Source organism: Tenacibaculum sp. TC6 (genome assembly GCF_050606265.1).
Taxonomy (GTDB): domain Bacteria; phylum Bacteroidota; class Bacteroidia; order Flavobacteriales; family Flavobacteriaceae; genus Polaribacter.
On the sequence record NZ_JBOCUK010000020.1, the window covers coordinates 1 to 26,178 of the forward strand.

The window sequence follows — 26,178 nt, forward strand, 5'->3', positions numbered from 1 at the left end:
AATATAATACCATAAAAACAAAACTGAGTAAGTCAACGACTTACTTTTGGTAAGTCACTGACTTACTTTTTTGTATATTTTTTGCAAAATTTGCATGTTTGTACGCAGTTTTGTATAAAACTGTACGTAAACATATAAAAAATATAAAAGTAAAATAATAGAATTGATGTTGAATAGTATATAATTTAAAATAAAAAGTTATTTATACTAAACGTATTTGTAGCTTGTTTTTTACAAAGCATGTACTAAGTTAAATTTATGTACATTTACACAAACAGCAATTAGTAGATGAATTTAGATTTTATCGATTTTTCATTTTTAGATGTGTTGGATATCATATTGGTAGCAGCACTTTTATATTATATATACAAGCTTTTAAAAGGTACGGTAGCTATTAACATTGTAATAGGTATTGCCTTTATTTTTATTATATGGAAAACAACGCAGGCGTTACGAATGGAAATGCTTAGTGGTATTTTGGGGTACTTATTATCAGGAGGAGTTATTGCTTTATTAATTGTTTTTCAGCAAGAAATTAGAAAGTTTTTATTAATGATTGGTACCACGAATTTTTCCTCTAAAAGAGGTTTTTTAAATCAGTTAAAGTTTTTGCAATCTGAAATTAGTTCAGAAGTTGATACCGAAACTATTTTAAAAACATGTATTAATTTATCTAAAACCAAAACAGGAGCTTTATTGGTAATTGAAAAAACTAATAATTTAGATTTTTTAGTGACCACAGGCGATAAAATGAACGCTTTGGTAAATGAAGCTATTTTAGAAAGTATTTTTTATAAAAATAGTCCGTTGCATGATGGAGCTACGCTTATTAGAGATAATTATATTATTGCCACTCGTGTTATTTTACCTATTTCTGAAAACACGCAAATTCCGTTACGTTTTGGGTTGCGTCATAGAGCGGCTATTGGTGTTTCTGAAAGAACAGATGCCTTGTGTTTGGTGGTTTCAGAAGAAACCGGAGAGATCTCTTATATTAAAGATGGCGGATTTGAATTATACGATACTTTTGATGAACTCTCTAAAAAGTTACAAAAAGATGTTATAGCATAAAAAAGGCTCTTCATTTTTTGAAGAGCCTTTTTTTATTTTTTATAAAGCCTTATTTAGCAGGAGCCATTTTAGATTGAATAGCGTTCATTACACTATTAAATTTCTTTGCAGTCTCTTCGTCTAAAGTTTTTACTAATTCAGCACCTTGGTTAGCTAATTCAACACCTTTTTTAGCTAATTCAGTATTCTTAATAACATCACCTTTAGCATCGATATACTCTTTAGCGTAAGCAGCATAGTCTTTTAAGTGTTGCTCTACTTTTTCGTTATCAAAACTTGGAATTGTAACTCCTTCTAAAGCAGATTGAACAGCTTCAGTAGCGTTGTTTACAGCTTCTTCAGTACTTTCAGCAACTTTTGTAGCAGCCTCATTTACTTTATCAACAGCTTGTTCTGTAGCTTCTGTTACTTGTTCAGTAGCATTAGTAGTTTCTTCTTTTGCTTTCTTGCAAGAAGTAGCTAGTAATGAACCAACTACTAAAGCAGATAAAATTACTTTTTTCATCGTCTTATGATTTTTAGTTTTAAGATTGAGCAACAAATGTAATAATTTGATTGAAGCAAACAAATAAAGCAGCAGCTTAATTCATTTAAAAATCTCAGTATTATTTTAATGATAAAAAATAATTATAAAAACTATATAAAATTATTTTTTTATCAAAATTAACTTTATTTTTTGGTAAACTTTATAGTAAAAATAGCCGTATAGCTTTAGTAAATTAAATAATCTTTAACTTCTAGGTAATAGGTAGTTAAGCTGGGTTTTGCACGTTTGTTTTTATAAAAATCAAAACCCTCACAATATGAATTTAATTTCCCATGTAGTTAAAGCGATGATAGCTTTTCTTTTATTAAGTATGTTATGGCAGTGTCAGGATAAAAGCTTATCGTTATTATCTGATGAAAACGAAGTGAAAAAATCGGAAAAAGAACTAGAAAAATCACTAACCGTTAATTTAAAGATAATAAGTTATAATATTTTTCATTTACCATCTTCTGCTGCTATACAACATTATAAAGAACAGTTTAGAGCTACCGGGCAGAGAGAATTTTTCAATAAAATGTTTACTGAAAATGAAGTTGATGTAATAGCAGTTCAGGAAGCTTTTAATAAATACAGTACAACTATTTCAAATGAACTCCCATTGTTTATTGAGCAATCCGGCTTGGTTGGATGGTACTGTGGAGGGTGGAAAAATGACAGGAGAGATGATTATTTTGAACATATGAGTTCTTTGTCTAATTGTAGTAACTCAATAGTGGTAGTTAACGGAGGGGTTAAAATTTATAGTAAGTGGCCAATTTTGTATGATGAACAATTGATTTTTAAAAGTAGTCATCCAAAAACATGGGACTATTGGAGTAACAAAGGAGCCGCTTACGTAAAAATTAATAAACAAGGAAAGTTGTTTCATGTTATAGGAACTCATTTACAAGCAGACGAAGAAGGAGATGATGGAAGCGAGGTGAGAAAGCAACAATTAGAAGAATTGGAACATTGGATTTATGGGAAAATAAATACCGGAGAAATTTCAACAAATGAACCCATTCTTTTTATTGGAGATTTTAATATACCGCATTTTAATACTTTTAGAGTTAACCAAATGACAACGGTTTTAAAAACACATCCGGTAGCTTTAGGAAATAACCTCCATACTTATGAGCCTAATAATACCTTACATAAAGTAAAAGGTTATCATTATCAACCGCAAACGTTAGATTATATACTGTTGAGTAAACTAGGAAAACAACCGGCATGTTTAAATGATTTAAGTCAAGAAACGATACAAGCTGTTAAACTGAATGAAGATTTATCAGATCATCATCCAATACAACAAAGTTTTAGTTTTAGGTATATAGAGTAAACAATTCGTGTATTTTTTAGTAGTATATAGTAAAAAGTTAAAAAGCTCATGATTAACCATGAGCTTTTTAATGTGTTTTAATTATTGATTTCTTGAAATTGAACCTCATATAAGTTTTTATAATACCCATTTGGAATTTCAAGTAATTCGGTATGATTACCTTGTTCTACTATTTTTCCTTTATCCATTACAATGATTTTATCAGCTTTTTTTATCGTAGCTAATCTATGTGCAATAATAATAGATGTTCTGTTTTTCGTGATTTGATCTGTAGCATATTGAATCATTTGCTCAGAATAAGAATCTACAGATGACGTGGCTTCATCTAAAATTAAAATGCTTGGTTTACTTACGTAGGCTCTTAAAAAAGCAATTAATTGTCGTTGCCCGGAAGACAACATACCACCTCTTTCTTTTACATTGTAATGGTAATTATTAGGTAAGCTCATAATAAAATCATGAATACCTATTTGCTGGGCTGCTTTTTTAACTTCATCTATAGAGATAGCACTGTTGTTTAGAGTAATGTTATTTAAAATACTATCTGAAAACAAAAAAACATCTTGTAAAACAACAGCTACTTTACTGCGAAGTGAAGAAATATTGTAAGCATCTACAGAAATACCATCAACCGTAATTTCACCGCTATCAATTTCATAAAACCTACTAATTAAATTAATAATAGTTGATTTTCCGGCACCGGTAGCGCCAACAATGGCTACTGTTTGTCCTTTTTCAACATGAAAACTAATTCCTTTTAAAACTTCTTCATTTTTAACATAGCTAAAGTGTACATCTTTAAAAGTAATAGTACCTTCTATGTTAGAGGCTACTATGGTACCACTTTTATCTATAGAACTGTCAGTGTCTATAACAGCAAAAACTCTTTCACCAGATACAATTCCCATTTGCAGCTGATTAAATTTGTCTGCTATTTGACGAAGAGGTCTAAAAAGCATTTGTGCCATTTTAATAAAACCTATAATAGCCCCCACAGTAATATCGCTATTTTCAACTACTTGAAAACCTCCGTACCAAACAATTAAACCAATGGCAATTGATGATAAGATTTCTGCAATAGGGAAAAATATTGAATAGTACCAAACGGTTTTAATATGTGCTTTTTTATGCTTATTGTTAATCTCAACAAAGTTTTTATACTCTATTTTTTCACGATTAAAAAGCTGAACAATTTTCATTCCTGTTACTCGCTCTTGTACAAAACCGTTAAGATTGGCAACTTGGTTACGGACATCTTGAAAAGTTGCTTTTATGGCTATTTGAAAAAGTTTAGTAGCATAAATTAAAATTGGTAAAACGGCTAAAGCTATTAATGCCAATTTCCAGTTAATAACAAACATAACTACTGTAACTACCAACATTTTTAAAATATCACTTACAATCATAAAAACACCTTGAGTAAAAAAATCGGCAATAGTTTCAATATCCGAAACTACTCTGGTAACCAATTTTCCTACAGAGTTTTTATCAAAGTAGCTCATTTTAAACTCCATTATTTTTCTAAAAATTTTGGCTCTTATGTCTTTAATAATATGTTGGCCTACCCAATTAGCATAGTAGATAAAGGTAAACTGAAGTATAACCTGAACAATTAAAAGAGCTACTAGTATAAGTGTATTATTAAGAAGCTGATGTAAATCTTTGGTTTCAGTAAAATCGTTTACCGCATACATTAAAACATATGGATCTGCTGCAGCCACAATGGCTAATAGAATGGTTGAAAAAACAGCAATTCCAAATTTTAATCTATACTGTTTTGCAAAACTCATGAGTCTTGCAAATATTTTAATATCAAATGCTTTTCCTGATGATTTTGTACTCACTATAAATAATTATATGTAACGTTTGTTAAAAATAATCCTTTTGCCGGAACCGATACTCCTGCATTTCCTCTGTTTTTACTTTCTATAACTTTTTTAAAATCGTTAACGGTTTTCTTTTCAAGACCTACTTCTAATAAAGTACCTACAATTGCTCTAACCATATTTCGTAAAAAACGATCTGCGGTTATATGAAAAGTTAATTCATTTTTATGCAATTTCCATTCTGCATGGGTAACTTTACATATAAAAGTATTTACATCTGTTTTTACTTTTGAAAAACATTCAAAATCATTATACTCATACAATAACTTTGCAGCTTTATTCATGGCTTCAATATCAATATTTTGATATAAAAGTTGCCAAGTAGTATCAAGTAAAAACGGATTTCTACCTAACCAAATACGATATTCATAACTTCTGCTAACTGCATCAAAACGAGCATGAGCGTCATTGGCTACAGGAATGATGTTGTAAATTACAATATTGTTAGGTAAGATAGCATTTAATTTATAGGTAAAATTACTATCAATTGGTTGGTTGGTGTCAAAATGAGCAAACATTTGTGAGGCATGTACACCGGCATCGGTTCTACCGGCTCCTACAACAGAAATATCTTCTTGAAGTAAGGTGCTAATAGCCTTGTTTATTTTCTCCTGTACAGTTATAGCATGGGGTTGTACCTGCCAACCATGATAATCTTTTCCGTTATACGATAGTTCTATAAAATATCTCAAAAGATAATATTTTGAATAGCTAAATTATGGAATTTTAGCGGTATGGTTTGTAAAAATATAGAGTAATTTTTACAGGCTGTTAAGAGCGTAATTAGCGTTTTAACAAAATTTTATAAACATGTGTTAATAGAATAACGGCTTATTTTTATTAAATTTGAATAAATAGACAAAAGTCCCCCCGTATGTCTGTCTTCTAAGAGATAAACTCGCAATGTAAATTGCGAGTTTATTTTTTTAAATTACCTATAGAAATTAAGTACCTAATGAAGAAAATATTATTGTTATCTGATACGCACAGCTATATAGATGAGCAAATTTTAAAATATGTAAAACAGGCTGATGAAGTGTGGCACGCAGGTGATATAGGAGATATAAAGGTTACCGATACCATAAAGATATATAAACCTCTTAGAGCTGTTTATGGTAATATAGATGATAAAATTGCCAGAGCAGAATTTTCGTTAGACAATTTATTTGAAGTAGAAGGTGTTGCTGTTTTTATGACTCATATTGGTGGATATCCGGGAAAGTATAACGCCCGAGTAAAAGAAGTTTTAAAACAACACAAACCGAAACTTTTTATTTGTGGGCACTCACATATTTTAAAAGTTCAGTTTGATGAAAAGTTAAATGTATTGCATTTAAACCCGGGAGCTGCCGGAAAGCATGGATTTCATACCGTACGAACTATGTTGCGTTTTGAGTTAGAAGGCGGAACTATAAAAAATCTGGAAATTATAGAGCTAGCTAAGCGTAGCTAAACGTTATCTTTTTTTGAACCGGAACCGAAATAGTTATTTTAGCACCTCTGTTTTCAGAAGATTCAATTAAAAAATTACCATTCATCATTTGAATTCTAGCCTCTATTTGGTTTAATCCTAAACCGGTTTTTTCATTACTGTATTTATAATTAAAACCAATACCGTCATCTTCTATTAAGATAGATAAAAAATCATTTTTATCCTCAATTACTATATAGGCGTTACTGGCTTTACTGTGTTTTAATATGTTATTGATAAGCTCATGAATAACATTGTATATTTTAATTTCGAATTCCTGACTGTAACGAGATACATTTGTAAACTCAGTATGAAATGAAAGCTCAGTGTTTGAATATTTTTTAGCTATATCTTTCAATGCATATTCTAACCCGAATTTTAATAAAATAGAGGAAACTAAAGTGTGAGAAAGATCTCTAACTTTTTCTGCCGCTTCCAAGATAATTTCTTGAGTTTTGTCTAATTCAATAGGGGTGCTTCCGTTAAATTGTTTTTTAGTAGCGCTAAGGTGCATATTAGCTGAAGAAAGCAATGCACTAACACTATCATGTAATGTTTCGGCAATTTGTTTACGTTCAGATTCTTTACCATCTATGGTAGCATTTAATATTTTTACTTGCGACTCTGATTTAATACGATCTATGTTTTGTTTTTCTATTAATTTATTTTGAGTAAGTTTTAGTTGTAAGTTTTTTTGACGAAGCTTATAGTTGTATAAAACAATACCAGATATTACCAGAGTTAATAGAGTAATAGCACCAAATAAATAATTACTTGCTCTTTTTTGTTGTTTTTCTAACTCTATTTGATTTTTAACTAAATCAACTTTTTGTTTTTCTAACGATTCTTTATGGTTGGCAGTTATTTGTGCTATAATTTTACTAATATTCTTTTCTCGTTCTTTATCTTCAATCTCATAAGAAATTTCTTGGTAATCATATGCTTCATATTCTTTAAGATTTCTCATAGCCCATGCGAGATTGTAATATAATTTTGCTTTTATACTCACTGATTTTTCTGAATTATCATCTTTAATCAACTCAATTCCATTTAAGTATATTTTTTTTGCATTTGAGAAGTCTTTTAAAACGAGATGTATATTTCCTAAATTGTTATATGCCCCAGCTAGATTTTGATAGTCATTTAATGATTTAAGAATTTTTATGGCTTTATTAGCATAAATTTCAGCTAATTCGTAAAGTGTATCTTTTTGATATATTCCGGACAAATTAGTGTAAGAAGATGCTTTATATTTTAGTATTTTATCATTAAAGGATTTTATATCAATAAGTTTATTGTAATAGTAGATGGAGCTGTCTTTGTAAGATGAAGGTAGCAGCTTTTCTGTTTCTTCTGGAGTGCTTCCTCTTTTCATTTTTAAGCTTTGGTAAACACCTCCAATCTTTAAGTAAGTATAAGCTATCTCTTCATCTAACTCAGTTGCATGTGATTTATTATTAGGGTCAATTATATTTTTATTATTTAGGATTTTTAGTGCAGTTTGATAATATTTCAATGATTTTGTATAGTCATTACTTTTATTATAAATATCTGCTATTATGTTAGATGTTTTGTATGTTAAAATCTCATTTCCTAATTTTTTACAGGCCTCAAAAAGAATAAGAGACTCTTTAAGAGCATTGAAAATATCTTGATCTTCTCTCTTTTTTAAAATTTGAATATATTTTTCATTTAGAATAGAGTCTTGTTTATGTGAAGAAAGCGAAGAGAGCTTTGAAATTAAGCTCTCTTTACTTTCTTGACCGTAAATTATTTGCGTAATGGTTAACGCTAACGCTAGAATAAAAAAAAATTTATTTCCCACTAACACTAATGTTTTGTGTATACTTAATTTATTTATTAACCTTCGTCAGAAAGACTTAGTATTACTACTTTAGGCTTATCTACGGTATATGTTTCTTCAGATCTACCAAGGTTTTTATAGTTTACAAAGTCGATTTTTAATGCATCATTATCATTAATTTCTAAGACCCTTGAAAAATTTTTTGTTTTAGCATCTCCGTTTTTTAAATGCACTTCATAAACACCTTCAACTTTATTATAAATAAATTCAGTTTGTACATTGTTATTTACTTCAAAGTCTAAGGTAAACGTTCCATCCGTATTTTTGGTAACACTATAGTTATTTAAAAATTCAGTTATCCCTTTATTAGCAAAGGTACTACTATTTTCATCTTCAACGGCAATACGTGTTTTTTTACCATTATTTGATTCTAATATATTAACTTTTAAAAAATCATTTTCTAAAACAAAATTAGTGCTTTGTTTGTTGGCTGTTTGCCCATTACTTTCTGAAATAACTACCTCATTTGAATTGTCCGGATTTTTGTAGGTGTTAATTTCTGTATTTTCGGCTACATTAAAATCTATATAATAAGTACCGTCGGTATTTCTTTTTAATGTATAAGATTGTAATTTACTTTCTGCGTTTTCATTGTTTGGTAGTACTTCTGCATCATTAGATGAACAAGATACTAAGTAAAGCATGCTTAGAGTTGCGAAAAAGAATGTAATTTTTTTCATGGTTTCTACTTTTTAAGGATTCAAGGAAATATTTAAGGTTTATTTAAGGTCTTTTTTAAAATAAGGCGATGTACTATAGTATAGACAGATGGAGATACGGGGGACGTTCTCAAAGTTAGGGGATAAAGAAAACAAAATGAAGGGGTTTTCTAAACTATGTTACTTTTAATAACAACGTACATCGCCAATATATTTTATTTATGTTTTTAGTTGTTGTAGTTCTTAGCGATGTATTTCATCAGGAATTATAGGATGGGGGGGAGTATTTTCTTTGGGGGCAAAGAAAAATAGAATGAAAGGATTATACTATTTTATTCCTAACTGCGTACATCGCTAAACCTACTACATTTTTTACTTTCAGTTTTTTGTAAAGATTTCTTCGATATGATTCTACAGTTTTTACACTAATACTTAACATATCTGCTATTTCAGATGAACTCTTCTCTTGGGCAATAAGTTTTAACACTTCAATTTCTCTTTCTGTTAAATCTTTGTGAGATTCTTCTTTGTCATTATCTTGTTTTGAACTGGTAACGTATAAGTTGAATAGTTTACTTTTAATATCTTCATTAAAATACTGTAACCCTTTATTTACAGCTCTAATGGCATCAACTATATGTTCACTTGCGCAGCTTTTTTCTAAAAATCCGTTTGCTCCCAGAGCAATCATCTCTTGCACCAATTTCGGATCGCTTAAACTAGAAAGAATAATTGTTTTTATTTTTACATCCCTTTGTTTGAATGCTTTTAAAACATCTATTCCGTCCATTTCGGGCATATTAATATCCAAAACTAATACGTCTGCTGTTTTAGTGGTTGACCAGTTTACAACTTCTTTCCCTGTTAGTGAGAAGCCTTCAACTTCAATGTCATCTTCAATATTTATAAGAGCCATCACTCCTTCTATCAGAATCTTGTGATCATCGGCTATATGAACTTTAATCTTAGAACTCATTTGTTTACGTTTACAAATTTATATGACAACTTTATTTCCTACAATACTCAAAATCCCTAAACGTTTTTTAAGGGTTTATACTTAACCTATCAGGGTTAACCCTTATAAAGGTTTTAACATTTTTAACTTAAAATATTGTTTTTAAGTGTTTTGAGCGTATTTTTTTAAGGTTATACCTTATTTTTTAGAATATAAAACTATAACAATTTTACTTAAAAAAAGCACATAAGATGCTCATTTTTTATAGATTTATATATGTAGTAAATAGTTGGTGTTATTATGCTATAAAAAAATAAAAACCGAGAAATATTCTCGGTTTTTTCGCACTAAATATACTAAGATGTTAGGTTTATCGTAATCTATCAACAGATTTTACAAGATCCTCATCCTTTTTAATGGCTTTATTTGCTAAAACTACCAGCAAAATAACAAAAACAGGAATCAACATCCCAATACCTTTCTCTGAAACGGCTGTTTCTCCAGATAATGTTAGTGATAAATAAATCAACAATCCTAATAAAAAAAGATTAATCAATAAATTAAGTCTGCCTAACACAAATTGCAACTGTCTGTTTTTAAAAAACAAAATAGTTACGATTGATAATAGGGCAGAGGCAAAAAATAATACAGGTACCAGTTTTTCAAAAACAGAACTTCCGGCAAATAAATCTACTATATATATAGGTGTATTTTCTTTAGCTTGTATCCATAACTTAACCAATAAAGTAAGCCCGCCAGATAATAGCCCTGCCAAGAAAAGATATATAGTTTGTATTCGTTGTATCATTTTTTTTAATTGGAAAGCAAAAATAGCACTTCTTTTTTTAAAAAGAAATATTACAAGTTAAATTATTTGTATATATTTGCGATGTAATTAACCGCACATTATAATTGTTATATACTTCTATAACGAAAGCAATCAGGAAAACAAACAATAATATAAATTCTTAAGACAAAAGGATTTTTAACCTAATATTTTTAACGAATGTTCGAAATTTCGGAATTAAAAGCTAAAAAACTAACTGATTTACAGGTGATTGCCAAAACAATAGGTTTGACTAAAATTAGTCAGTTTAAAAAGTTAGATTTGGTTTATAAAATTTTAGATGCTCAAGCAGAGGCTGTTAATAAAGAAGAAAAGCCGACAAAACCTGCTAAAGAAGAAGCGTCTAAAGAGGTTGCATCAAAGGAAAAGCCAAGAAGGAGAAGAATATCAAAAACAACTGATTCTAACGAAAATGAAGAAATCAGTAATGATAATCAAGCAGTAGAGGTTGTTTCTAAGAAAGAAAAAAGTACTGAAAAAGCTAGTGAAGTAGCTGTTTCATCAAATGGTGAGGCTAAAAAGGAGATAACAGAAGAGAAGAAGCCGCAGAATAACCAAAAAAAGCCACAAGGTAAAAACCACCAGAATCACCAAAACAATCAGAACCAGAACAACAACCAACATCAGAATAAAAATAAGCACAACCAAAATAAAAATAAACACCAACACCAACACAAAAACGGTAACAAGTATCGTGACCCGGATTTTGAGTTTGATGGTATTATTGAAAGTGAAGGTGTGTTAGAAATGATGCCTGACGGGTATGGTTTTTTACGTTCTTCTGATTATAACTATTTATCGTCGCCTGATGATATATATGTTTCTCAATCACAAATTAAATTATTCGGATTAAAAACCGGAGATACGGTTAGAGGTAATGTACGTCCTCCTAAAGAAGGAGAAAAATATTTCCCGTTAATCAGAGTATCTAAAATAAACGGATTAAGTCCTAATATTGTTAGAGATAGAGTTTCTTTTGAGCATTTAACGCCGCTTTTTGCAGATGAAAAATTCAATTTAGCTCAAAAAGGAAGTTCGCTTTCAACACGAATTATTGATCTGTTTTCTCCTATAGGTAAAGGGCAACGTGGTATGATTGTAGCACAGCCTAAAACAGGTAAAACAATGTTGTTGAAAGATATAGCCAATGCTATTGCGGCTAATCATCCGGAAGTATATCAAATTGTATTACTTATAGATGAACGTCCTGAAGAGGTAACCGATATGCAGCGTAGTGTAAGAGGAGAAGTAGTAGCTTCTACTTTTGACGAACCGGCAGAAAAACATGTTAGAGTAGCTAATATTGTATTGGAAAAAGCAAAACGTTTGGTAGAATGCGGGCATGATGTGGTAATTTTATTAGATTCTATTACTCGTTTAGCAAGAGCATACAACACGGTAGCGCCAGCTTCCGGAAAAATATTATCAGGAGGTATTGATGCTAATGCTTTACATAAACCTAAGCGTTTCTTTGGAGCTGCCCGTAATATAGAAAATGGAGGTTCTTTAACTATTATAGCTACTGCACTTACGGAAACCGGATCTAAAATGGATGAGGTTATTTTTGAAGAGTTCAAAGGAACAGGAAACATGGAACTTCAGTTAGAACGTAATATTGCTAACCGTAGAATTTACCCGGCTATTGATTTAATTAAATCAAGTACACGTAGAGATGACTTATTATTAGATGAGAAAACGGTACAACGTATGTGGGTATTACGTAAATACTTAGCTGATATGAACCCAATAGAAGCAATGGAATTTATTCAACAACGAATTAAAACGTCTTTAAACAACGAAGAGTTTTTAATATCAATGAATGGATAATTTAAAATAAAAACAAGTATAAAAAAACCTGCTGAAAAGCAGGTTTTTTTTATTGTGGATAAATTACTTGATGTAAAGGAATATCATATTCGTTAAGATCGTCAATAACATCAATAGGTTGAAAAAAATTAAGCCCAATTGTTTTTACATCGTTTCTGCAATTTGCTAAAAAACGATCGTAAAACCCTTTTCCGTAACCAACCCTATAATTTTTTTTATCAGAAATTAAAAGAGGAACCAATACTAAATCGATATCATTAACCGGAACTTCTTTAGCATTAACAGGCTCCGGAACACCAAACTTATTAAGTTCTAGTTTGGTGTTTTCTTCAAAGTAAAAATGCGTTAAAGAATCGTCTTTAAAATTACATTTACTAACAATAATTTGTTTGCCTTGCTTTCTAAAGTGATGAATAATAGGTAAGGTATCAACTTCTTTAAATTTTTTCATAGATAAAAACAAATGAACATTGGTAACTTCAGCTAAATCTAAATGAAAAAGTTGCTGGTAAATATTTTGTTCAAAAGCTTCCTTTTGTTCAGAGGTTAATTCACTTCTCTTTTGTTTGTATATTACTCTTAGGTCTTCTTTTTTCATACTTATAAGTTTTTCAATTCCTCTTTAAGTTTTTTGGTTAGGCCACTTACTACCAAATCATAGGAGTGATCAACTAATTCAAAAGCAAAAGAATCACTAACATCATTATTTAAAGTAACCGTATTCCAATGTTTTTTACTCATATGAAACCCGGGATTAATACTATCGTATTCACCACGTAATTCCTCAGCCCATTCAGGATTACATTTTAAATTTATCTTTGTTTCTCCGTTTTCCCATCTATCTAAGGCAATAAGAGCAAACATTTTTCCCATTACTTTAAAAACCAGCGTTACCTCATCAAAAGGAAACTCTTCAGTAACTCCTTTTTTTGAAGCACAATAATTATGTAGTTGTTCTATGTTCATAGTTAAGGTAAAATTCGTTCCATAAGTTTTTCAGGATGCTCTAATTCTGTAAAACCAAAATGTTTGTATAAGCCATGAGCATCTCTGGTTTTTAACATCCATACTTTACAGCTTTGAAGCTCGGGCGCTTGTGAAATTTCAGCCATTAATTTTTTTGAATAGCCGTTACCACGTTCTTCGGGTACAATAAAAACATCCATAAGGTAGGCAAAAACCGTATAGTCAGTAGCTATACGGGCAAAACCTATTTGACGATCATTTTTATATACACCAAAGCATAAACAGTTTTTAATTGTTTTTTGAACTTCTTCTAACGTTCTGCCTTTTGCCCAATACGTATTGGTTAAAAAAGAATGAATAACATCTACTTGTAATTTAGATGAATCAGTTGATATCGTAATCATTATGGTTATAGTTTTTCTTTCCTTTTAAAGAGGGTAAAAGTTAAGAAAATAAAAGAAATGATACAGAGTAGTAGAAAAAAATATTTAATTAAGTTGATCCCGATAAAAAACTCAAATCCTCTATGAATACCATGTTGATCTGCTTTTTTTTGAAGCAATTTTAAAAAGGGATAAGTGTTTAAATAATAATAGGAGAAAAAAGAAAAAGTAGAAAGTAGTAAAAGTCTGCATATTTTCTGAAAAAGACTCATTATTAAGTTATTCAATTAAATTTTGAGTTGCTTCAGGAATTGCTAGAGAGCTGTAGTCTAATTTCCAACCAATTGTTTCTACTAAATTATTCATCAACATAATAGCCTCTAAAGCCTCTTTGTTAGCTGTTTGCATTAAGTTACTTTCCGGAACTTTTTGAAGTATATGCTCTTTAGCTTCAGTATTAACTTTTGTTAAATCTTCAGAACTAAACTTATTTAAAAGACCATTTTGAATATCGTAAAAGCGAAGTGTAGGTTCAATAGAAAAAATTTCAGGCTCAGGAAATTCAGATAAAACAATAGTTTTTGTTTTGGTATTGGCTTGCATTTTTATCTTTCTAAAGTCGAAACCTATATGCACTTTAGCATTAATTAAAATAATAGCTTTCTTTTTACTGGTAAACAACCCTAAAAACTTTTCTTTAGAGTTCTCATGGTGGTAAATCTCAGCAAACTCACCTTCAACCGTAATTAATTTTGAAACTTTTTTAATTTTATCAAGTAAAACAACAGACTGTTTTTCAGTTACGTTCTTTTTACTAACGGTAACAAATTTTTGAAATATAAAATAAGAAATAATAGCCCCGCCGGCTAAACCAATAAAAAGTAATTCCATAGCTACGAAGTTACATAAAAGTTAATAATTGTAACAACTTTAAACATCAATAAACAAACGATACTCCTTGTTTTAGGAATGAAGGGTTAACTGACGATAAAGTACACCTTTTTTACGAATTTATCCCCGTAAATACTGGTTAAATCTATACACTTCTAAGAATTGGTACATCTTTTTATTACTATATTTACGATAATGTTGAGCAATAAGAGGAGTTATAAAATTTTTAAGTTGAAGTATTTTTCTTTCGTAAAAACTAAAATTAGTGTTGTATGCTTTTTGTGTTCGTATATGTTTGTATATGGGCAGCATGATATTAACGTAGAACATATTCTTCCCAGATATAATAACAACAATGTATTTGTTAAAAAAACAGTTCAAGATTCTTTAGGTTTTATATGGATGATTACCGGAGATGGTATTTTGAAATATAACGGGTACAACTATTCATTGGTAGATGAAAAAGAAATCTTTTTAAACATAAAGCCAATAGATGAAATTGATGATATTGTAGTTGACAGTCTTAACAATATTTGGATAAAAACATCACAAGGGCTATTGAGTAAATACGCATGGAGTAAAGGAGTTTTTGAAGATGTTTCCGAAGCCATAGGAGAAGCTGTAAGTTATATTAAATGTAGAGGCGATGAAGTTTGGATAGTAACTAAGAAAGGAGCGGTAAAGCGCTATGCAAACAATATCATAAATAAGGTTACCGAGCTTTCAGAAATAGGATTGTCAAATGCCCGAGTAAGTAGTATGGCATTTGTACAAACCAATGAAGTATATTTTGGAACTTCCCATGGTAAAGTATATAGTTATACAATAAAAGAAGCACGATTAAAAGAACTGAAAGGAGCTTTTACCAACTATCCAACCAATGTAGTACTGGAAGTAGACCCTCATCATAGGTTATGGATAGGAACTGAAGCCCACGGATTACTGATTTATGATGTTGAGAACGGAGTGTATATAGAGAAGGACTTTTTTAAAGGAGAAAAGCATGAAGTAGACAAAGCACTGTTTTTAGATTTGTTTTTAGATAGTAACGGATATATATGGGGCGGAACAGATGGAGACGGTTTGTATAAAATGCATACAAGCAACGGAAAAATAGTTTTATATAGAAACAGCAACGCAAATTCATGTTCTTTAGGAAGCAATACAATTATAGATGTTAATGAAGATAATAACCAAAATATATGGGTGGTAACCAAATATTTTACAGTTGATGTAATACCTAAAGTTAATGAGAATATAGGTTATCATAAAGGAAGTGCTAATAACTCAACAGCAAGAATTCTTAGTATTTTTAAAGGAAGTGATGATGTATTGTGGGTAGGAACCGACGGTAATGGCTTAACAAGAATTGATCAGCATAGTACACAACAGTTTTTTAATGAAGCTAATACCGGTTTTTATGTACAATCGATAACAGATGATAACTTGTCTAACTTGTGGATAGGAACTTATAAAAACGGACTGTGGCATTATACTAAAAAAACAGGGATGTTTGAAAAAGTACATGTGTTCAATGAACTTAATCAGGAAGGAACCGACGTACGAACAGTTTATAAAGATTCACAAGGAAGAGTATGGGTAGGCTCAAACGTATCACTAAATATATATGATGAAACCAAAAAGCTATTAGCAAGTTTTAATAATAAAGATAATGGCTTAAAGGGCGCTATTGTTGAAAGTATTATTGAAGATAAAAAAGGAACCATTTGGATAGGCCAGTTAGGAGGAGGTTTATATAAGTTTGAAGAAAATCAAGCAGCCATAGCCAGATCTACATTTTTAAATTTTGATGTAAGCGAAGAGTTGCCCAGAGTAAGGTCGATGTGCTTAGGAAAAGACAATCAAATATGGATGTTAACCGGAAATAACAGCTTAACCCTTTTTGATAGCGCTACGCATCACTTTGAAAAGTTTAACCATTTAATACCGGGTAAAAGAGTGTCTTTAATGGCAATCTTAAGTGCAGATGCAGATCATATTTGGATAAGCTCAACAAATGGAATACTTCACTTTGATGTACAGAAAAAAATAATCAGAACCTTTAATACTACAGACGGACTTAGTAATAACAACTTTATGATTAGAAGTGCCTTTAAAGATAAAGAAGGTCTGTTGTATTTTGGTAGTACTAAAGGCATCCATTTCTTTCTTCCTGAAAAACTAAACAAAAACAAGTCCAAAGCAAAGTTGGTAGTTAATGACATACGAGTACTTAATAAGCCGGCAAAAGAAATTTTACCCAAGCAAGTTACTTCAGATGTGTCCAACTTAAATGAATTGCATTTAAAAAACAATCAATCATCATTTTCAGTACGATTTTCAGCTATAGATAATGTATTGCACCCGAACCATTATTATGAATATCAGTTAAAAGGTTTTGATAAAGATAGAAAGGTAACCTATGCAGAAGGGTTAGCAGAATATACCAATGTACCTTCCGGTATTTATATGTTAGAAATTAAGGTATATGATATAGATGAAAAAAGATTGATAGCAAGTAAAAATATGGTTATTTCCATAGCCCCGCCGTTTTGGAATACCCCCATAGCTTACCTTGTTTACCTGCTGTTTTTTGCCGGGGTGGTATGGGGAATAGTTAAATGGTATTACCTTAAAAAGAAATTATTAATTCATAGAATTAGCAGACGAAAAGAAAAAGAACTTCACAAAGCAAAAATGAATTTCTTTACTAAAATGTCTCATGAAATTCAAACCCCGATAACCTTAATTTTAGGTCCTATAGATGATATGCTTAAGCAATCTGAACTAAACGGAAACCTCTTGCTTAAAGAAAGATTACATATTATAGCTAACAATGCTAAGCGTTTATCCCGAATAGCCAGAGAATTAACTCTGGTAAGAAATAAAGAGCTAAACAAACTACAACTATCGGTTACCCAAAATGATTTGTACAAGGATATTTCAAAAATATGCCTGTCATTTAAAGAACTGGCAAGAAGTAAGAATATAGATTTTACCGTTAACTGTCCCCAAAATATTACAGACTCATGGTATGATAAAGAAAAGCTGGAACATGTGCTGTACAACTTACTATCCAATGCATTTAAGTACACACCGGTAGAAGGCAATGTTCAGTTACTTATAACACCGTACAATGAAAAAAATGCCATTAAAATAGCAGTAACAGATTCCGGATCGGGGATTGAGAAAGATGAGTTAGATAAGATTTTTAAAATCTTTTACAGATCAAAAGACAATCTGGTAAAAGGAATGGGAATAGGCTTAGCTCTTACCAAAGAACTGGTAACACTGCACAAAGGAAAAATTAAAGTAAGCAGTACTCCGGGAGAAGGCACAACATTTACCGTAAAAATACCAATATCTGAAGAAGCTTATGAAGACTCAGAAAAAATTTCATTTGGTAAAAAAGAAGAACTACCTGCCTATGTAGATAATAAAGCAGTTACACATGCATCAAAAAGTTTTGATACAGAAAACAAGACTATTTTAATTGTTGAAGATAACTTTGAGTTACAGGTATTCTTAAAAAAACTGTTAGAAAAAGAATACAATATTCTATTAGCTGATAACGGAAAAGAAGGCTTCTATCATGCAAAAAATAACATCCCTGATTTAATTATCAGCGATATTATGATGCCGGAAATGGATGGTATAGAAATGTGTAAAGAACTAAATAAAGATACATTAACCAAGCATGTGCCTATTATATTGTTAACAGCTAAAAACTCTACTCACTCTAAAATAGAAGGATTAAAAACCGGGGCTATTGAATATATTAATAAACCGTTTAATACCAATGAACTATTACTTAAAATAGGAAACATTTTATCTACTAAAGAAAACATTATTTCTAAATACAGAAAAGAACTTATAAATAAACCTGAGATTAAAATATCTAAATCTCAAGATGAGATTTTTCTTGAAAAACTAACCTCTCATATAAATGAAAGATTGGCAGACTCTAATTTTAAAGTAGATGAATTAGCTGATGTAATTAACATGAGTTACTCAAGTTTGTACCGAAAATGTATGTCGTTAACAGGTTACAGCCTTATAGACTATATTAAAATACTCAGGTTAAAAAAAGCCGCTATTTTAATGGTAAAATACGGCTATAACATATCTGAAACCGCTTATAGAGTAGGTTTTAACGACCCTAAATACTTCTCAAAAAGCTTTAAGAAACAATTTAATATAACCCCGAAAGAATTTAAAAATAAAGCTGCTGAAATAGACAGCATAGAAAAGTACCTAAAGCTTTACGGGGTTGATATTACTGACTTGGATACGAAGTAAACCCCAAAATAATGTAAAGTAAAAACAACCTGTTTTATTAGGTAAAAATTAACAAGCAGTACAAAATACAACACCCAATTGACCAAAAATTACCCCCGGAGTGCGTTAGTTTTGTGATGACTACCAAAAATACGAACGCCTGAGAATGACGGATACGAAAGATACTTTTTTTGATGCAATTGTAATTGGAACCGGAATTTCCGGAGGTTGGGCAGCCAAAGAACTTACAGAAGGAGGACTAAAAACCTTGGTACTCGAAAGAGGAAGAAATGTAGAGCATATTACAGACTACCCAACAGCTGATAAAGAATTATGGGAGCTGGAATTTAGAGGAAAGCCAAGCTTAAAAGAGAAAGAATACCAATACAAACAAGACAGAACCGGTTTTGTAACACACCAATCTACCAAACATTGGTTTGTAAATGATGTAGAACACCCTTACAACGAAACAAAAAGATTTGATTGGATACGAGGTTACCATGTAGGCGGTCGCTCATTAACCTGGGGTAGGCAAGCACTACGCATGAGTGATTTAGATTTTAAAGCAAATAAGTTAGAAGGAATTGCAGTAGATTGGCCTATTCGGTATAAAGACATTGAGCCGTGGTACACACATGTAGAAAAATTTATAGGAGTATTCGGAGAAAAATTAGGATTACCTCAATTACCGGATGGTTATTTCTCACCACCTATGCCTTTAAATTGTGTTGAAGAAGAATTTAAAAAACAAATAAGCAAACACTATAAAAACAGATGCCTTACCATAGGGCGATTTGCCAACATTACAGGCACTGCTAACCATGAAGGAAGGCACAACTGTTCTTACAGAAATAAATGTATGAGGGGATGTCCGTTAGGAGGCTATTTTAGTAGCAATGCAGCTACCTTACCCGCAGCCCAAAAAACAGGGAACATGACTTTAAGACCTCACTCTATAGTACATGAAATACTGTATGATGAAACAACTAAAAAAGCCATAGGCGTTAAAGTAATAGACGCCTTAACCAAGCAAAAAATAATATTTAAAGCTAAGGTTATATTTTGTTGTGCCTCAACAATTGCCTCAACCGGTATTTTACTACAATCAAAATCAGCCAGATTTCCGAACGGGTTAGGCAATGATTCAGGAGAATTAGGACACAATTTAATGGATCATCATTTTAGAGTAGGGGCAACAGCAGAGCATCCGGGTTTTCAAGAGGTAACATACGTTAATAACAGACCCGCAAGCTTTCATATACCCAGATTTCAAAATTTGGGAGATGCAGCCACCAAAAAGAACTATTTAAGAGGCTACTCTTTTCAAGGAGCAGCTAGCAGAAGTGATTGGAGGCGATTAATTAAAGAGTTTTCTTATGGCAAAGAACTGTTAGCAGAAATACATAAACAAGGAGGTTGGCGCATAGGTATTGTAGGATTTGGAGAATGCCTGCCGTACCATAACAATAAGATGACGCTTGATAACACCAAAAAAGATGCATGGGGTTTACCAACAATAACCTTTGATTGTGAGTTTAAAGAAAATGAAAAGTTAATGCGAAAAGATATGAAAGCCGAAGCCGTAGCTATGCTTACCCAAGCAGGTTTTATAAACGTAAAAGCATTTGATGACTCATTTGTACCCGGGCATGCCATACATGAAATGGGTACGGCAAGAATGGGAAGAGATCCCAAAACCTCAGTACTTAATAAGTATAACCAACTTCATAAAGTACCTAATGTATATGTAACAGATGGCTCTTGTATGACCTCTTCAGGAAACCAAAATCCATCATTAACCTACATGGCACTTACAGCTAGGGCAGCTAACCATGCTATTGAACAATTTAAAAAAGGAATATTTGAGTAATGGAAAGAAGAGACGCTGTTAAAAATATTGTCCTAGCCTTTGGAAGCACAATCGCTATACCTCAACTATTAAGTATCCTAACTTCCTGCTCTCATAAAAAAGCAGTTACTAACTATTTATGTATTCATAAAAAGCAAAGTACCTTAATAAGGCTTTTATCTCAAATACTACTACCTGTACCTCAGGTTTCAACTAAAGAAAATATTGATGTAGTTTCCTTTTTAGACCAAATGTTGTTTTATACAGCATCAGAAGCTGACAAAGAATTTTTTATAAAAGGAAGTGAAGAATTTGAACAAAAGTTTTATACTACCTATGCTAAAAAAGTAACAGAAGGAAGTATTGAAGAAGTAAAAGCATTATTAGATAAATTTCTTACGCTATCAGAAGAAGAGGAAGAAAACACAAGACTTCTCTTACAAGAAAATATAGCGTCACTACCTACTGATAAAAAATCACCCTATTTAATTTATACCTTTTTAACAGCAGTAAGGTATTATTGTCTGTTTGGGTACTGTACTTCAAAAGCTTACTCACTAACCCCAAACATACCCCTACATTAATTCCCATTAGGTAGTGAGTGTCACTCTCATTAGGCAGTGAGTGTCGCTCTCATTAGGCAGTGAGTGTCACTCCCATTAGGCAGTGAGTGCCACTCCCATTAGGCAGTGAGTGCCGCTCCCATTAGGCAGTGAGTGTTACTCCCATTAAGCAATGAATAGTACTTCCACTAGACTTGAGGTATTATCTCAATTAAGCAAGAGATGTCTTTCTTATTACCTTTTTTAAATTAAAAAAGCGTAGGGTTTCGTAACCCAAAAACACAATGGTTTTTTAATTAAAATACAAAAAGAAGAAAAAGAGTGGTGAAAAGACGTGAAAATGAGCAGGTAAAAACCATTCGTCAAAAAGGAGTAATAATTAGTCAAAGCTACAGTAAACGTGTTATTTACACCCCTTTTTGCTTAAAAACTATCCTGTTTTAAAGAAAGCAAATAGTCAATTTTGTTAGTGACATTAACTGAGAAAAGATGAATTCAAGAAGAAAATTTGTGAAAACAGCAGCTTTAATAGGCGCGGGAATTTCAGTACTACCTAGTATGGCTTTTAGCACGGGGCCAAAAGACAACCAAAAATTAAAACTAGCTTTTATAGGTGTAGGACTAAGAGGAACTAACCACTTAACCAACGCACTAAAAAGAAAAGATGTAGAAATAACAGCTATTTGTGATGTAGATCCTAAAAGAATAGAAATAGCAATAGAACATATAAAAAAGGCCGGAGGAAAAAAACCAAAAACATTTGGAAGCAACGATTATGATTACAGGAATTTATTAGAGTTGAAAGATGTAGATGCCGTTATTATATCTACCCCTTGGTTATGGCATACTAAAATGGCAGTTGATGCAATGAAGGCAGGTAAGTATACCGGAGTTGAGGTATCAGCATCAAATACCTTAGAAGAATGTTGGGACTTAGTAAATACCCATGAAAGTACAGGATCACATTTAATGATATTGGAAAATGTAAACTACAGACGAGATGTAATGGCTGTACTAAATATGGTAAAACAACATGTTTTTGGAGAGCTATTACATTTTAGATGTGGGTACCAACACGATTTACGCCATGTAAAATTTAACAATGGTGTACAACCGTACGGAGGAGGCGTTGAGTTTGGAGATAAAGGAATTTCAGAAGCAAAATGGAGAACACAACACTCCTTATTAAGAAATGCAGATGTGTACCCAACACACGGGTTAGGTCCGGTAGCCACCATGGCCGATATAAATAGAGGAAACAGGTTTGTATCTTTAACATCACATGCCACAAAAGGGGTAGGCTTGCATAAATATATAGTAGAAAAAGGAGGAGAAAACCATCCGAATGCAAAACTAAAATGGAAACAAGGAGACATTATTACTACGACCATAGAAACAGCTAATGGCGAAACTATTATAGTTACTCATGATGTAAACTCACCAAGACCCTATTCACTAGGTTTTAGAGTACAAGGAGCACAAGGACTTACAGAGTTTGATTATCACACCAACCGTATTCATGTTGAAGGAATTACTAAAGGACATGGTTGGGAAGGCATGGATACATGGTTAAAAAAATACGACCATCCTTTATGGAAGAAATACGGAGAGTACGCCTCTGGGTCTGGACATGGAGGTATGGATTTCTTTGTATTAAATGCTTTTGTAGAATCAGCAAAACAAAATATAGCTCCTCCGTTAGATGCGTATGATGCGGCTGCCTGGAGTGCTGTAACACCGTTGTCTGAAGTATCTATTGAAAACAACGGAGAACCACAAGACTTTCCTGATTTTACCAGAGGACAATGGGTAAAGCGAAAGCCTTATAACTGGATGAAAGACACCTACTAATATTACTTTTAAATTAATTCAAATATGAAAAAACATTTATTTTTTTTACTACTGCCTTTGTTGTTTTTAACAACGATTGCTACTGCGCAAAAAAAATCAATAACAGGTAAGGTTTTGGATGAATCCGGCTTACCTATTGTTGGAGCTACCATTGTTGTTAAAGGAACAACAACCGGAGTTTCAACAGATTTTGATGGAAATTTTGAAATAAAAGCCGAAGCTGGAGCTATTTTAAGAATCGCTTCCTTAGGATTTTCTGAAAAGGAAGTAATGGTTACCAACGAGAACAACATGACCATAACTTTAAATGAAAACTTAAATGAGTTGAGTGAAGTAGTGGTGGTAGCCTACGGAACTCAGAAAAAAGAAACGGTAACCTCTTCATTAGTAAGTGTAGATGCCGGAGAGTTAAAAGATATTACCACACCGGAAGTATCATCAATGCTACAAGGTAAAGCTGCAGGGGTGCAGGTAGCTGCTTCCGGAGGTTCACCGGGGTCAACCCCCAATATTTTAATTAGAGGAATGGCATCTTTAAACGGAAATGTAACCCCGCTTTGGGTAGTTGACGGAGTAATACAACATGGGGTACCAATTATTAACCCAAGTGACGTTGACAATATTTCTGTTTTAAAAGATGCTTCAGCAACTGCATTATATGGTTCAAGAGGGGCAAACGGAGTTATTGTTGTAACCACTAAGAGAGCAAAATCTGGAAGCAAACCACAAATTCAGGTAAGCTCAAAAGTAGCCGTTAACCAGTTTAACAGTGGTAACTTTAAAGTAATGGACTCTCAGCAATTGTATGATTACCATACACAATTTGCAAATTCACAACCTTGGTTTACAGAAGATTTATTACAAAGAAATACCGATTGGATTAAGGGAGGAACAAAAAATGCTTTTGTAAGAGAGTTTAACACCACCTTTACCGCTGCTACAGATAAGCTAAACTTTTTCTTAAACTTAGGAATGTATAGTGAAGAAGGAACAGTAAGAGGAAATGAATTAGACCGATACACTTTTAGAACTAACATAGACTATAAAATTAGTAAGAAGCTAACCATAAAACCTAAACTATCATTCAGTTTTGATACCAGAGATAAAATAGCAGAAGCACCATTGTACGAGCTATACTTAAACTTACCATGGGATGTTCCGTTTAATAGTGATGGAACTCCGGTAAACGCACAAGAATCACAAGACTGGATAGGAAGAGACAGAAGAAACTATTTTTTTGATCAACAATGGAACTATTCAGACAGTAACATTTTTAACATGAGTGCAAACTTTGATTTTGAGTTTGAAATATTACCTTATCTTTCTTATGTATCTACTAACAACTTTACTTTATATAAAGGAAGATCAAAATCATATACAGACCCTAGATCAAATTCCGGAAAAGCTAACGGAGGAAGTTTAAGTGAATTTTCATCTAACAGATTAACCAGATTAACTACCCAAATGTTAAAGTATGAAAATACATTTAATGAAATTCATACCGTAAGTGCTGTAGGAGGATACGAATACAACGATTATGAGTACGACGATTTTGGAGCCACAGGAAACGGAATTATTCCCGGAGGAGAAATATTAGATGTAGCAAGTGAAACAGGATCAGTAAGCGGGTCTAAAAATGAATATGCCCTACAATCGTATTTCTTAGCAGCCGACTATGATTATGATAATAAATACTTTGCTAAAGTATCTGTAAGAAGAGACGGAGCCTCAAACTTTGGATTGAACAGTAAGTATGGTAACTTCTTTTCAATAGGAGCAGGATGGAATGTACATAAAGAAGACTTCTTTAAAAATAACATAGTAAACAAATTAAAGCTAAGAGCAAGTTACGGTTCAGTTGGTAACCGCCCTTCTTCACTATATCCATACCAAGGAACTTATAGAGTAAATACACAATATATAGGAATTCCCGGAGCGATACTTAACCAGTTTGGTAATGCAGATTTAGGATGGGAAAAATCATATGAAGCCAACTTTGCCTTAGATACACGAATTTTTGACAGGGTTGATTTAACCTTAGAATACTATAACAAAGATACCTCAGACTTACTGTATTTTGTGAGTTTACCGGACATAACAGGGTACCAAGGTTTTTGGGAAAATGTTGGAGGGTTAAAAAATACCGGGTTTGAAGCAGTAGTTTCAGCAGATATTATTAAAAATGAAAACGTAACCTTTAATGCAGGCTTTAATATTGGGGTAAACAAAAATAAAATAACCTCTCTATACCAAGGACAAGATCAAATTCCGGTAGGTACTAAAATCTTTAAAGTAGGAGAAGATGCCAATACTTGGTATATAAGAAAATGGTTAGGAGTAAACCCGGATAACGGACAACCTCTTTGGGAAGCAGTTAACCCTACTACCGGAGAAAAAACAGAAACCAGCAATTGGAACGAGGCAACTTTACAACCGTTAGGTACCTCAACCCCTGATTTTATAGGAGGTTTTAATACTAGTTTTACGTATAAAAATTTCTCAATAACATCCAACTTTACCTTTTCGCAAGGCGGTACTATTTACAATGCATCCAGAGAATTATTTGACTCAGACGGATTTTACAGCACATTTAATCAAATGGTATTACCGGAAGGATGGACAAGATGGGAAAATCCGGGAGATATAGCAACGCACCCGCAACCTATACAAGGAGGAAATAACAACTCTAATAAACGCTCTTCAAGATACTTAGAAGATGCTAGTTATTTGAGGTTAAATAACGTAACCATTTCATACAGTTTACCAAACAACGTATTAGAAAAAATTGGAATGAAAGCGGTTAACTTATATGTGTCAGGTGATAACCTGGTTACTTGGACAAAGTTTTCAGGAGTAGACCCAAGTGTTGGCGGTTTAGGAGGAAATGTAAGCTTAGGATATCCTATTCCAAGAAGATATGTTTTAGGTCTTAACGTAACATTTTAATAATCA

General features: G+C 32.1%; 20 protein-coding genes. 9 read left to right on the plus strand and 11 right to left on the minus strand.

The features are described from left to right. Positions 1–288 precede the first annotated feature (288 nt). Entirely contained in the window at positions 289–1,071 is a 783-nt protein-coding gene (gene cdaA / locus ACQY1Q_RS11360) for a diadenylate cyclase CdaA (protein ID WP_431005440.1), read from the plus strand. Positions 1,072–1,120: 49 nt separating this feature from the next. Here cdaA and ACQY1Q_RS11365 read toward each other — a convergent pair whose 3' ends face one another. After that, on the minus strand, positions 1,121–1,576 hold the full coding sequence (locus ACQY1Q_RS11365; RefSeq protein ID WP_431005441.1) for a hypothetical protein: 456 nt from the start codon (positions 1,574–1,576) through the stop codon (positions 1,121–1,123). A gap of 298 nt (positions 1,577–1,874) precedes the next feature. Between ACQY1Q_RS11365 and ACQY1Q_RS11370 the strand changes: the two genes are divergently transcribed. Continuing rightward, positions 1,875–2,936: a sphingomyelin phosphodiesterase gene (locus ACQY1Q_RS11370; RefSeq protein ID WP_431005442.1), complete on the plus strand. Its 1,062-nt coding sequence runs from the start codon at positions 1,875–1,877 to the stop codon at positions 2,934–2,936. 77 nt (positions 2,937–3,013) lie between these two features. On the opposite strand, the gene ACQY1Q_RS11375 is transcribed toward ACQY1Q_RS11370, so the two are convergent. Next, positions 3,014–4,726, minus strand: a complete 1,713-nt coding sequence (locus ACQY1Q_RS11375; protein WP_431005493.1) for an ABC transporter ATP-binding protein — start codon at positions 4,724–4,726, stop codon at positions 3,014–3,016. A gap of 53 nt (positions 4,727–4,779) precedes the next feature. After that, complete coding sequence (gene truA, locus ACQY1Q_RS11380; protein WP_431005443.1) at positions 4,780–5,514, minus strand: tRNA pseudouridine(38-40) synthase TruA; 735 nt, start codon at positions 5,512–5,514, stop codon at positions 4,780–4,782. 263 nt (positions 5,515–5,777) lie between these two features. Here truA and ACQY1Q_RS11385 point away from each other — a divergent pair, with 263 nt between their 5' ends. Continuing rightward, a complete protein-coding gene (locus ACQY1Q_RS11385; protein WP_431005444.1) occupies positions 5,778–6,275 on the plus strand; it encodes a metallophosphoesterase family protein in 498 nt (165 codons plus the stop codon). Here the strand turns inward: ACQY1Q_RS11385 and ACQY1Q_RS11390 are convergent. The 4 genes from ACQY1Q_RS11390 to ACQY1Q_RS11405 form a co-directional block, all read right to left on the minus strand. Next, positions 6,262–8,118, minus strand: coding sequence for a tetratricopeptide repeat-containing sensor histidine kinase (locus tag ACQY1Q_RS11390; RefSeq protein WP_431005445.1), 1,857 nt, complete (start codon positions 8,116–8,118; stop codon positions 6,262–6,264). The two genes, ACQY1Q_RS11385 and ACQY1Q_RS11390, sit on opposite strands and share 14 nt — an antisense overlap. Before the next feature lie 35 nt (positions 8,119–8,153). Then, positions 8,154–8,837, minus strand: a complete 684-nt coding sequence (locus tag ACQY1Q_RS11395; protein ID WP_431005446.1) for a hypothetical protein — start codon at positions 8,835–8,837, stop codon at positions 8,154–8,156. Positions 8,838–9,138: 301 nt separating this feature from the next. After that, a complete protein-coding gene (locus tag ACQY1Q_RS11400; protein ID WP_431005447.1) occupies positions 9,139–9,792 on the minus strand; it encodes a response regulator in 654 nt (217 codons plus the stop codon). A gap of 349 nt (positions 9,793–10,141) precedes the next feature. Beyond that, the gene (locus ACQY1Q_RS11405) at positions 10,142–10,579 is read right to left on the minus strand and encodes a DUF4293 family protein (RefSeq protein ID WP_431005448.1); all 438 of its coding nucleotides are present in this window, start codon (positions 10,577–10,579) and stop codon (positions 10,142–10,144) included. Positions 10,580–10,777: 198 nt separating this feature from the next. On the opposite strand from ACQY1Q_RS11405, the gene rho reads away from it, so the two are divergent. Next, positions 10,778–12,445 (plus strand): transcription termination factor Rho, encoded by a 1,668-nt coding sequence (gene rho, locus ACQY1Q_RS11410; protein ID WP_431005449.1) that lies wholly within the window; start codon positions 10,778–10,780, stop codon positions 12,443–12,445. 49 nt (positions 12,446–12,494) lie between these two features. On the opposite strand, the gene ACQY1Q_RS11415 is transcribed toward rho, so the two are convergent. The 4 genes from ACQY1Q_RS11415 to ACQY1Q_RS11430 form a co-directional block, all read right to left on the minus strand. Then, the gene (locus ACQY1Q_RS11415; RefSeq protein WP_431005450.1) at positions 12,495–13,043 is read right to left on the minus strand and encodes a 5-formyltetrahydrofolate cyclo-ligase; all 549 of its coding nucleotides are present in this window, start codon (positions 13,041–13,043) and stop codon (positions 12,495–12,497) included. Between the two features lie 2 nt (positions 13,044–13,045). Continuing rightward, on the minus strand, positions 13,046–13,411 hold the full coding sequence (locus ACQY1Q_RS11420; RefSeq protein ID WP_431005451.1) for an MmcQ/YjbR family DNA-binding protein: 366 nt from the start codon (positions 13,409–13,411) through the stop codon (positions 13,046–13,048). A 2-nt stretch (positions 13,412–13,413) separates the two neighbouring features. After that, positions 13,414–13,815 (minus strand): GNAT family N-acetyltransferase, encoded by a 402-nt coding sequence (locus tag ACQY1Q_RS11425; protein ID WP_431005452.1) that lies wholly within the window; start codon positions 13,813–13,815, stop codon positions 13,414–13,416. A 258-nt stretch (positions 13,816–14,073) separates the two neighbouring features. Beyond that, on the minus strand, positions 14,074–14,685 hold the full coding sequence (locus ACQY1Q_RS11430; RefSeq protein WP_431005453.1) for a DUF4230 domain-containing protein: 612 nt from the start codon (positions 14,683–14,685) through the stop codon (positions 14,074–14,076). 291 nt (positions 14,686–14,976) lie between these two features. Here ACQY1Q_RS11430 and ACQY1Q_RS11435 point away from each other — a divergent pair, with 291 nt between their 5' ends. The 5 genes from ACQY1Q_RS11435 to ACQY1Q_RS11455 all read left to right on the plus strand — a co-directional run bounded on the left by ACQY1Q_RS11435 (position 14,977) and on the right by ACQY1Q_RS11455 (position 26,172). Next, positions 14,977–18,984 carry a two-component regulator propeller domain-containing protein gene (locus ACQY1Q_RS11435; protein ID WP_431005454.1) on the plus strand — a complete coding sequence of 1,336 codons (4,008 nt, stop codon included), beginning with the start codon at positions 14,977–14,979 and terminating at the stop codon, positions 18,982–18,984. 145 nt (positions 18,985–19,129) lie between these two features. Beyond that, positions 19,130–20,833: a GMC oxidoreductase gene (locus ACQY1Q_RS11440; protein ID WP_431005455.1), complete on the plus strand. Its 1,704-nt coding sequence runs from the start codon at positions 19,130–19,132 to the stop codon at positions 20,831–20,833. Further along, positions 20,833–21,396, plus strand: coding sequence for a gluconate 2-dehydrogenase subunit 3 family protein (locus tag ACQY1Q_RS11445; RefSeq protein ID WP_431005456.1), 564 nt, complete (start codon positions 20,833–20,835; stop codon positions 21,394–21,396). Before ACQY1Q_RS11440 ends, ACQY1Q_RS11445 begins: the two co-directional genes overlap by 1 nt. 468 nt (positions 21,397–21,864) lie before the next feature. Then, complete coding sequence (locus ACQY1Q_RS11450) at positions 21,865–23,226, plus strand: Gfo/Idh/MocA family protein (protein ID WP_431005457.1); 1,362 nt, start codon at positions 21,865–21,867, stop codon at positions 23,224–23,226. A 24-nt stretch (positions 23,227–23,250) separates the two neighbouring features. Then, positions 23,251–26,172, plus strand: coding sequence for a SusC/RagA family TonB-linked outer membrane protein (locus tag ACQY1Q_RS11455; protein ID WP_431005458.1), 2,922 nt, complete (start codon positions 23,251–23,253; stop codon positions 26,170–26,172). The last annotated feature ends 6 nt before the right edge of the window (positions 26,173–26,178 follow it).

Bases quoted from the DNA above. Each gene is read 5' to 3' on its own strand.
- cdaA (WP_431005440.1), top strand. From the start codon at position 289: ATGAATTTAGATTTTATCGATTTTTCATTTTTAGATGTGTTGGATATC.
- ACQY1Q_RS11365 (WP_431005441.1), bottom strand. From the start codon at position 1,576: ATGAAAAAAGTAATTTTATCTGCTTTAGTAGTTGGTTCATTACTAGCT.
- ACQY1Q_RS11370 (WP_431005442.1), top strand. From the start codon at position 1,875: ATGAATTTAATTTCCCATGTAGTTAAAGCGATGATAGCTTTTCTTTTA.
- ACQY1Q_RS11375 (WP_431005493.1), bottom strand. From the start codon at position 4,726: ATGAGTTTTGCAAAACAGTATAGATTAAAATTTGGAATTGCTGTTTTT.
- ACQY1Q_RS11385 (WP_431005444.1), top strand. From the start codon at position 5,778: ATGAAGAAAATATTATTGTTATCTGATACGCACAGCTATATAGATGAG.
- ACQY1Q_RS11395 (WP_431005446.1), bottom strand. From the start codon at position 8,837: ATGAAAAAAATTACATTCTTTTTCGCAACTCTAAGCATGCTTTACTTA.
- ACQY1Q_RS11400 (WP_431005447.1), bottom strand. From the start codon at position 9,792: ATGAGTTCTAAGATTAAAGTTCATATAGCCGATGATCACAAGATTCTG.
- ACQY1Q_RS11405 (WP_431005448.1), bottom strand. From the start codon at position 10,579: ATGATACAACGAATACAAACTATATATCTTTTCTTGGCAGGGCTATTA.
- rho (WP_431005449.1), top strand. From the start codon at position 10,778: ATGTTCGAAATTTCGGAATTAAAAGCTAAAAAACTAACTGATTTACAG.
- ACQY1Q_RS11415 (WP_431005450.1), bottom strand. From the start codon at position 13,043: ATGAAAAAAGAAGACCTAAGAGTAATATACAAACAAAAGAGAAGTGAA.
- ACQY1Q_RS11420 (WP_431005451.1), bottom strand. From the start codon at position 13,411: ATGAACATAGAACAACTACATAATTATTGTGCTTCAAAAAAAGGAGTT.
- ACQY1Q_RS11425 (WP_431005452.1), bottom strand. From the start codon at position 13,815: ATGATTACGATATCAACTGATTCATCTAAATTACAAGTAGATGTTATT.
- ACQY1Q_RS11430 (WP_431005453.1), bottom strand. From the start codon at position 14,685: ATGGAATTACTTTTTATTGGTTTAGCCGGCGGGGCTATTATTTCTTAT.
- ACQY1Q_RS11435 (WP_431005454.1), top strand. From the start codon at position 14,977: ATGTTTGTATATGGGCAGCATGATATTAACGTAGAACATATTCTTCCC.
- ACQY1Q_RS11440 (WP_431005455.1), top strand. From the start codon at position 19,130: ATGACGGATACGAAAGATACTTTTTTTGATGCAATTGTAATTGGAACC.
- ACQY1Q_RS11445 (WP_431005456.1), top strand. From the start codon at position 20,833: ATGGAAAGAAGAGACGCTGTTAAAAATATTGTCCTAGCCTTTGGAAGC.
- ACQY1Q_RS11450 (WP_431005457.1), top strand. From the start codon at position 21,865: ATGAATTCAAGAAGAAAATTTGTGAAAACAGCAGCTTTAATAGGCGCG.
- ACQY1Q_RS11455 (WP_431005458.1), top strand. From the start codon at position 23,251: ATGAAAAAACATTTATTTTTTTTACTACTGCCTTTGTTGTTTTTAACA.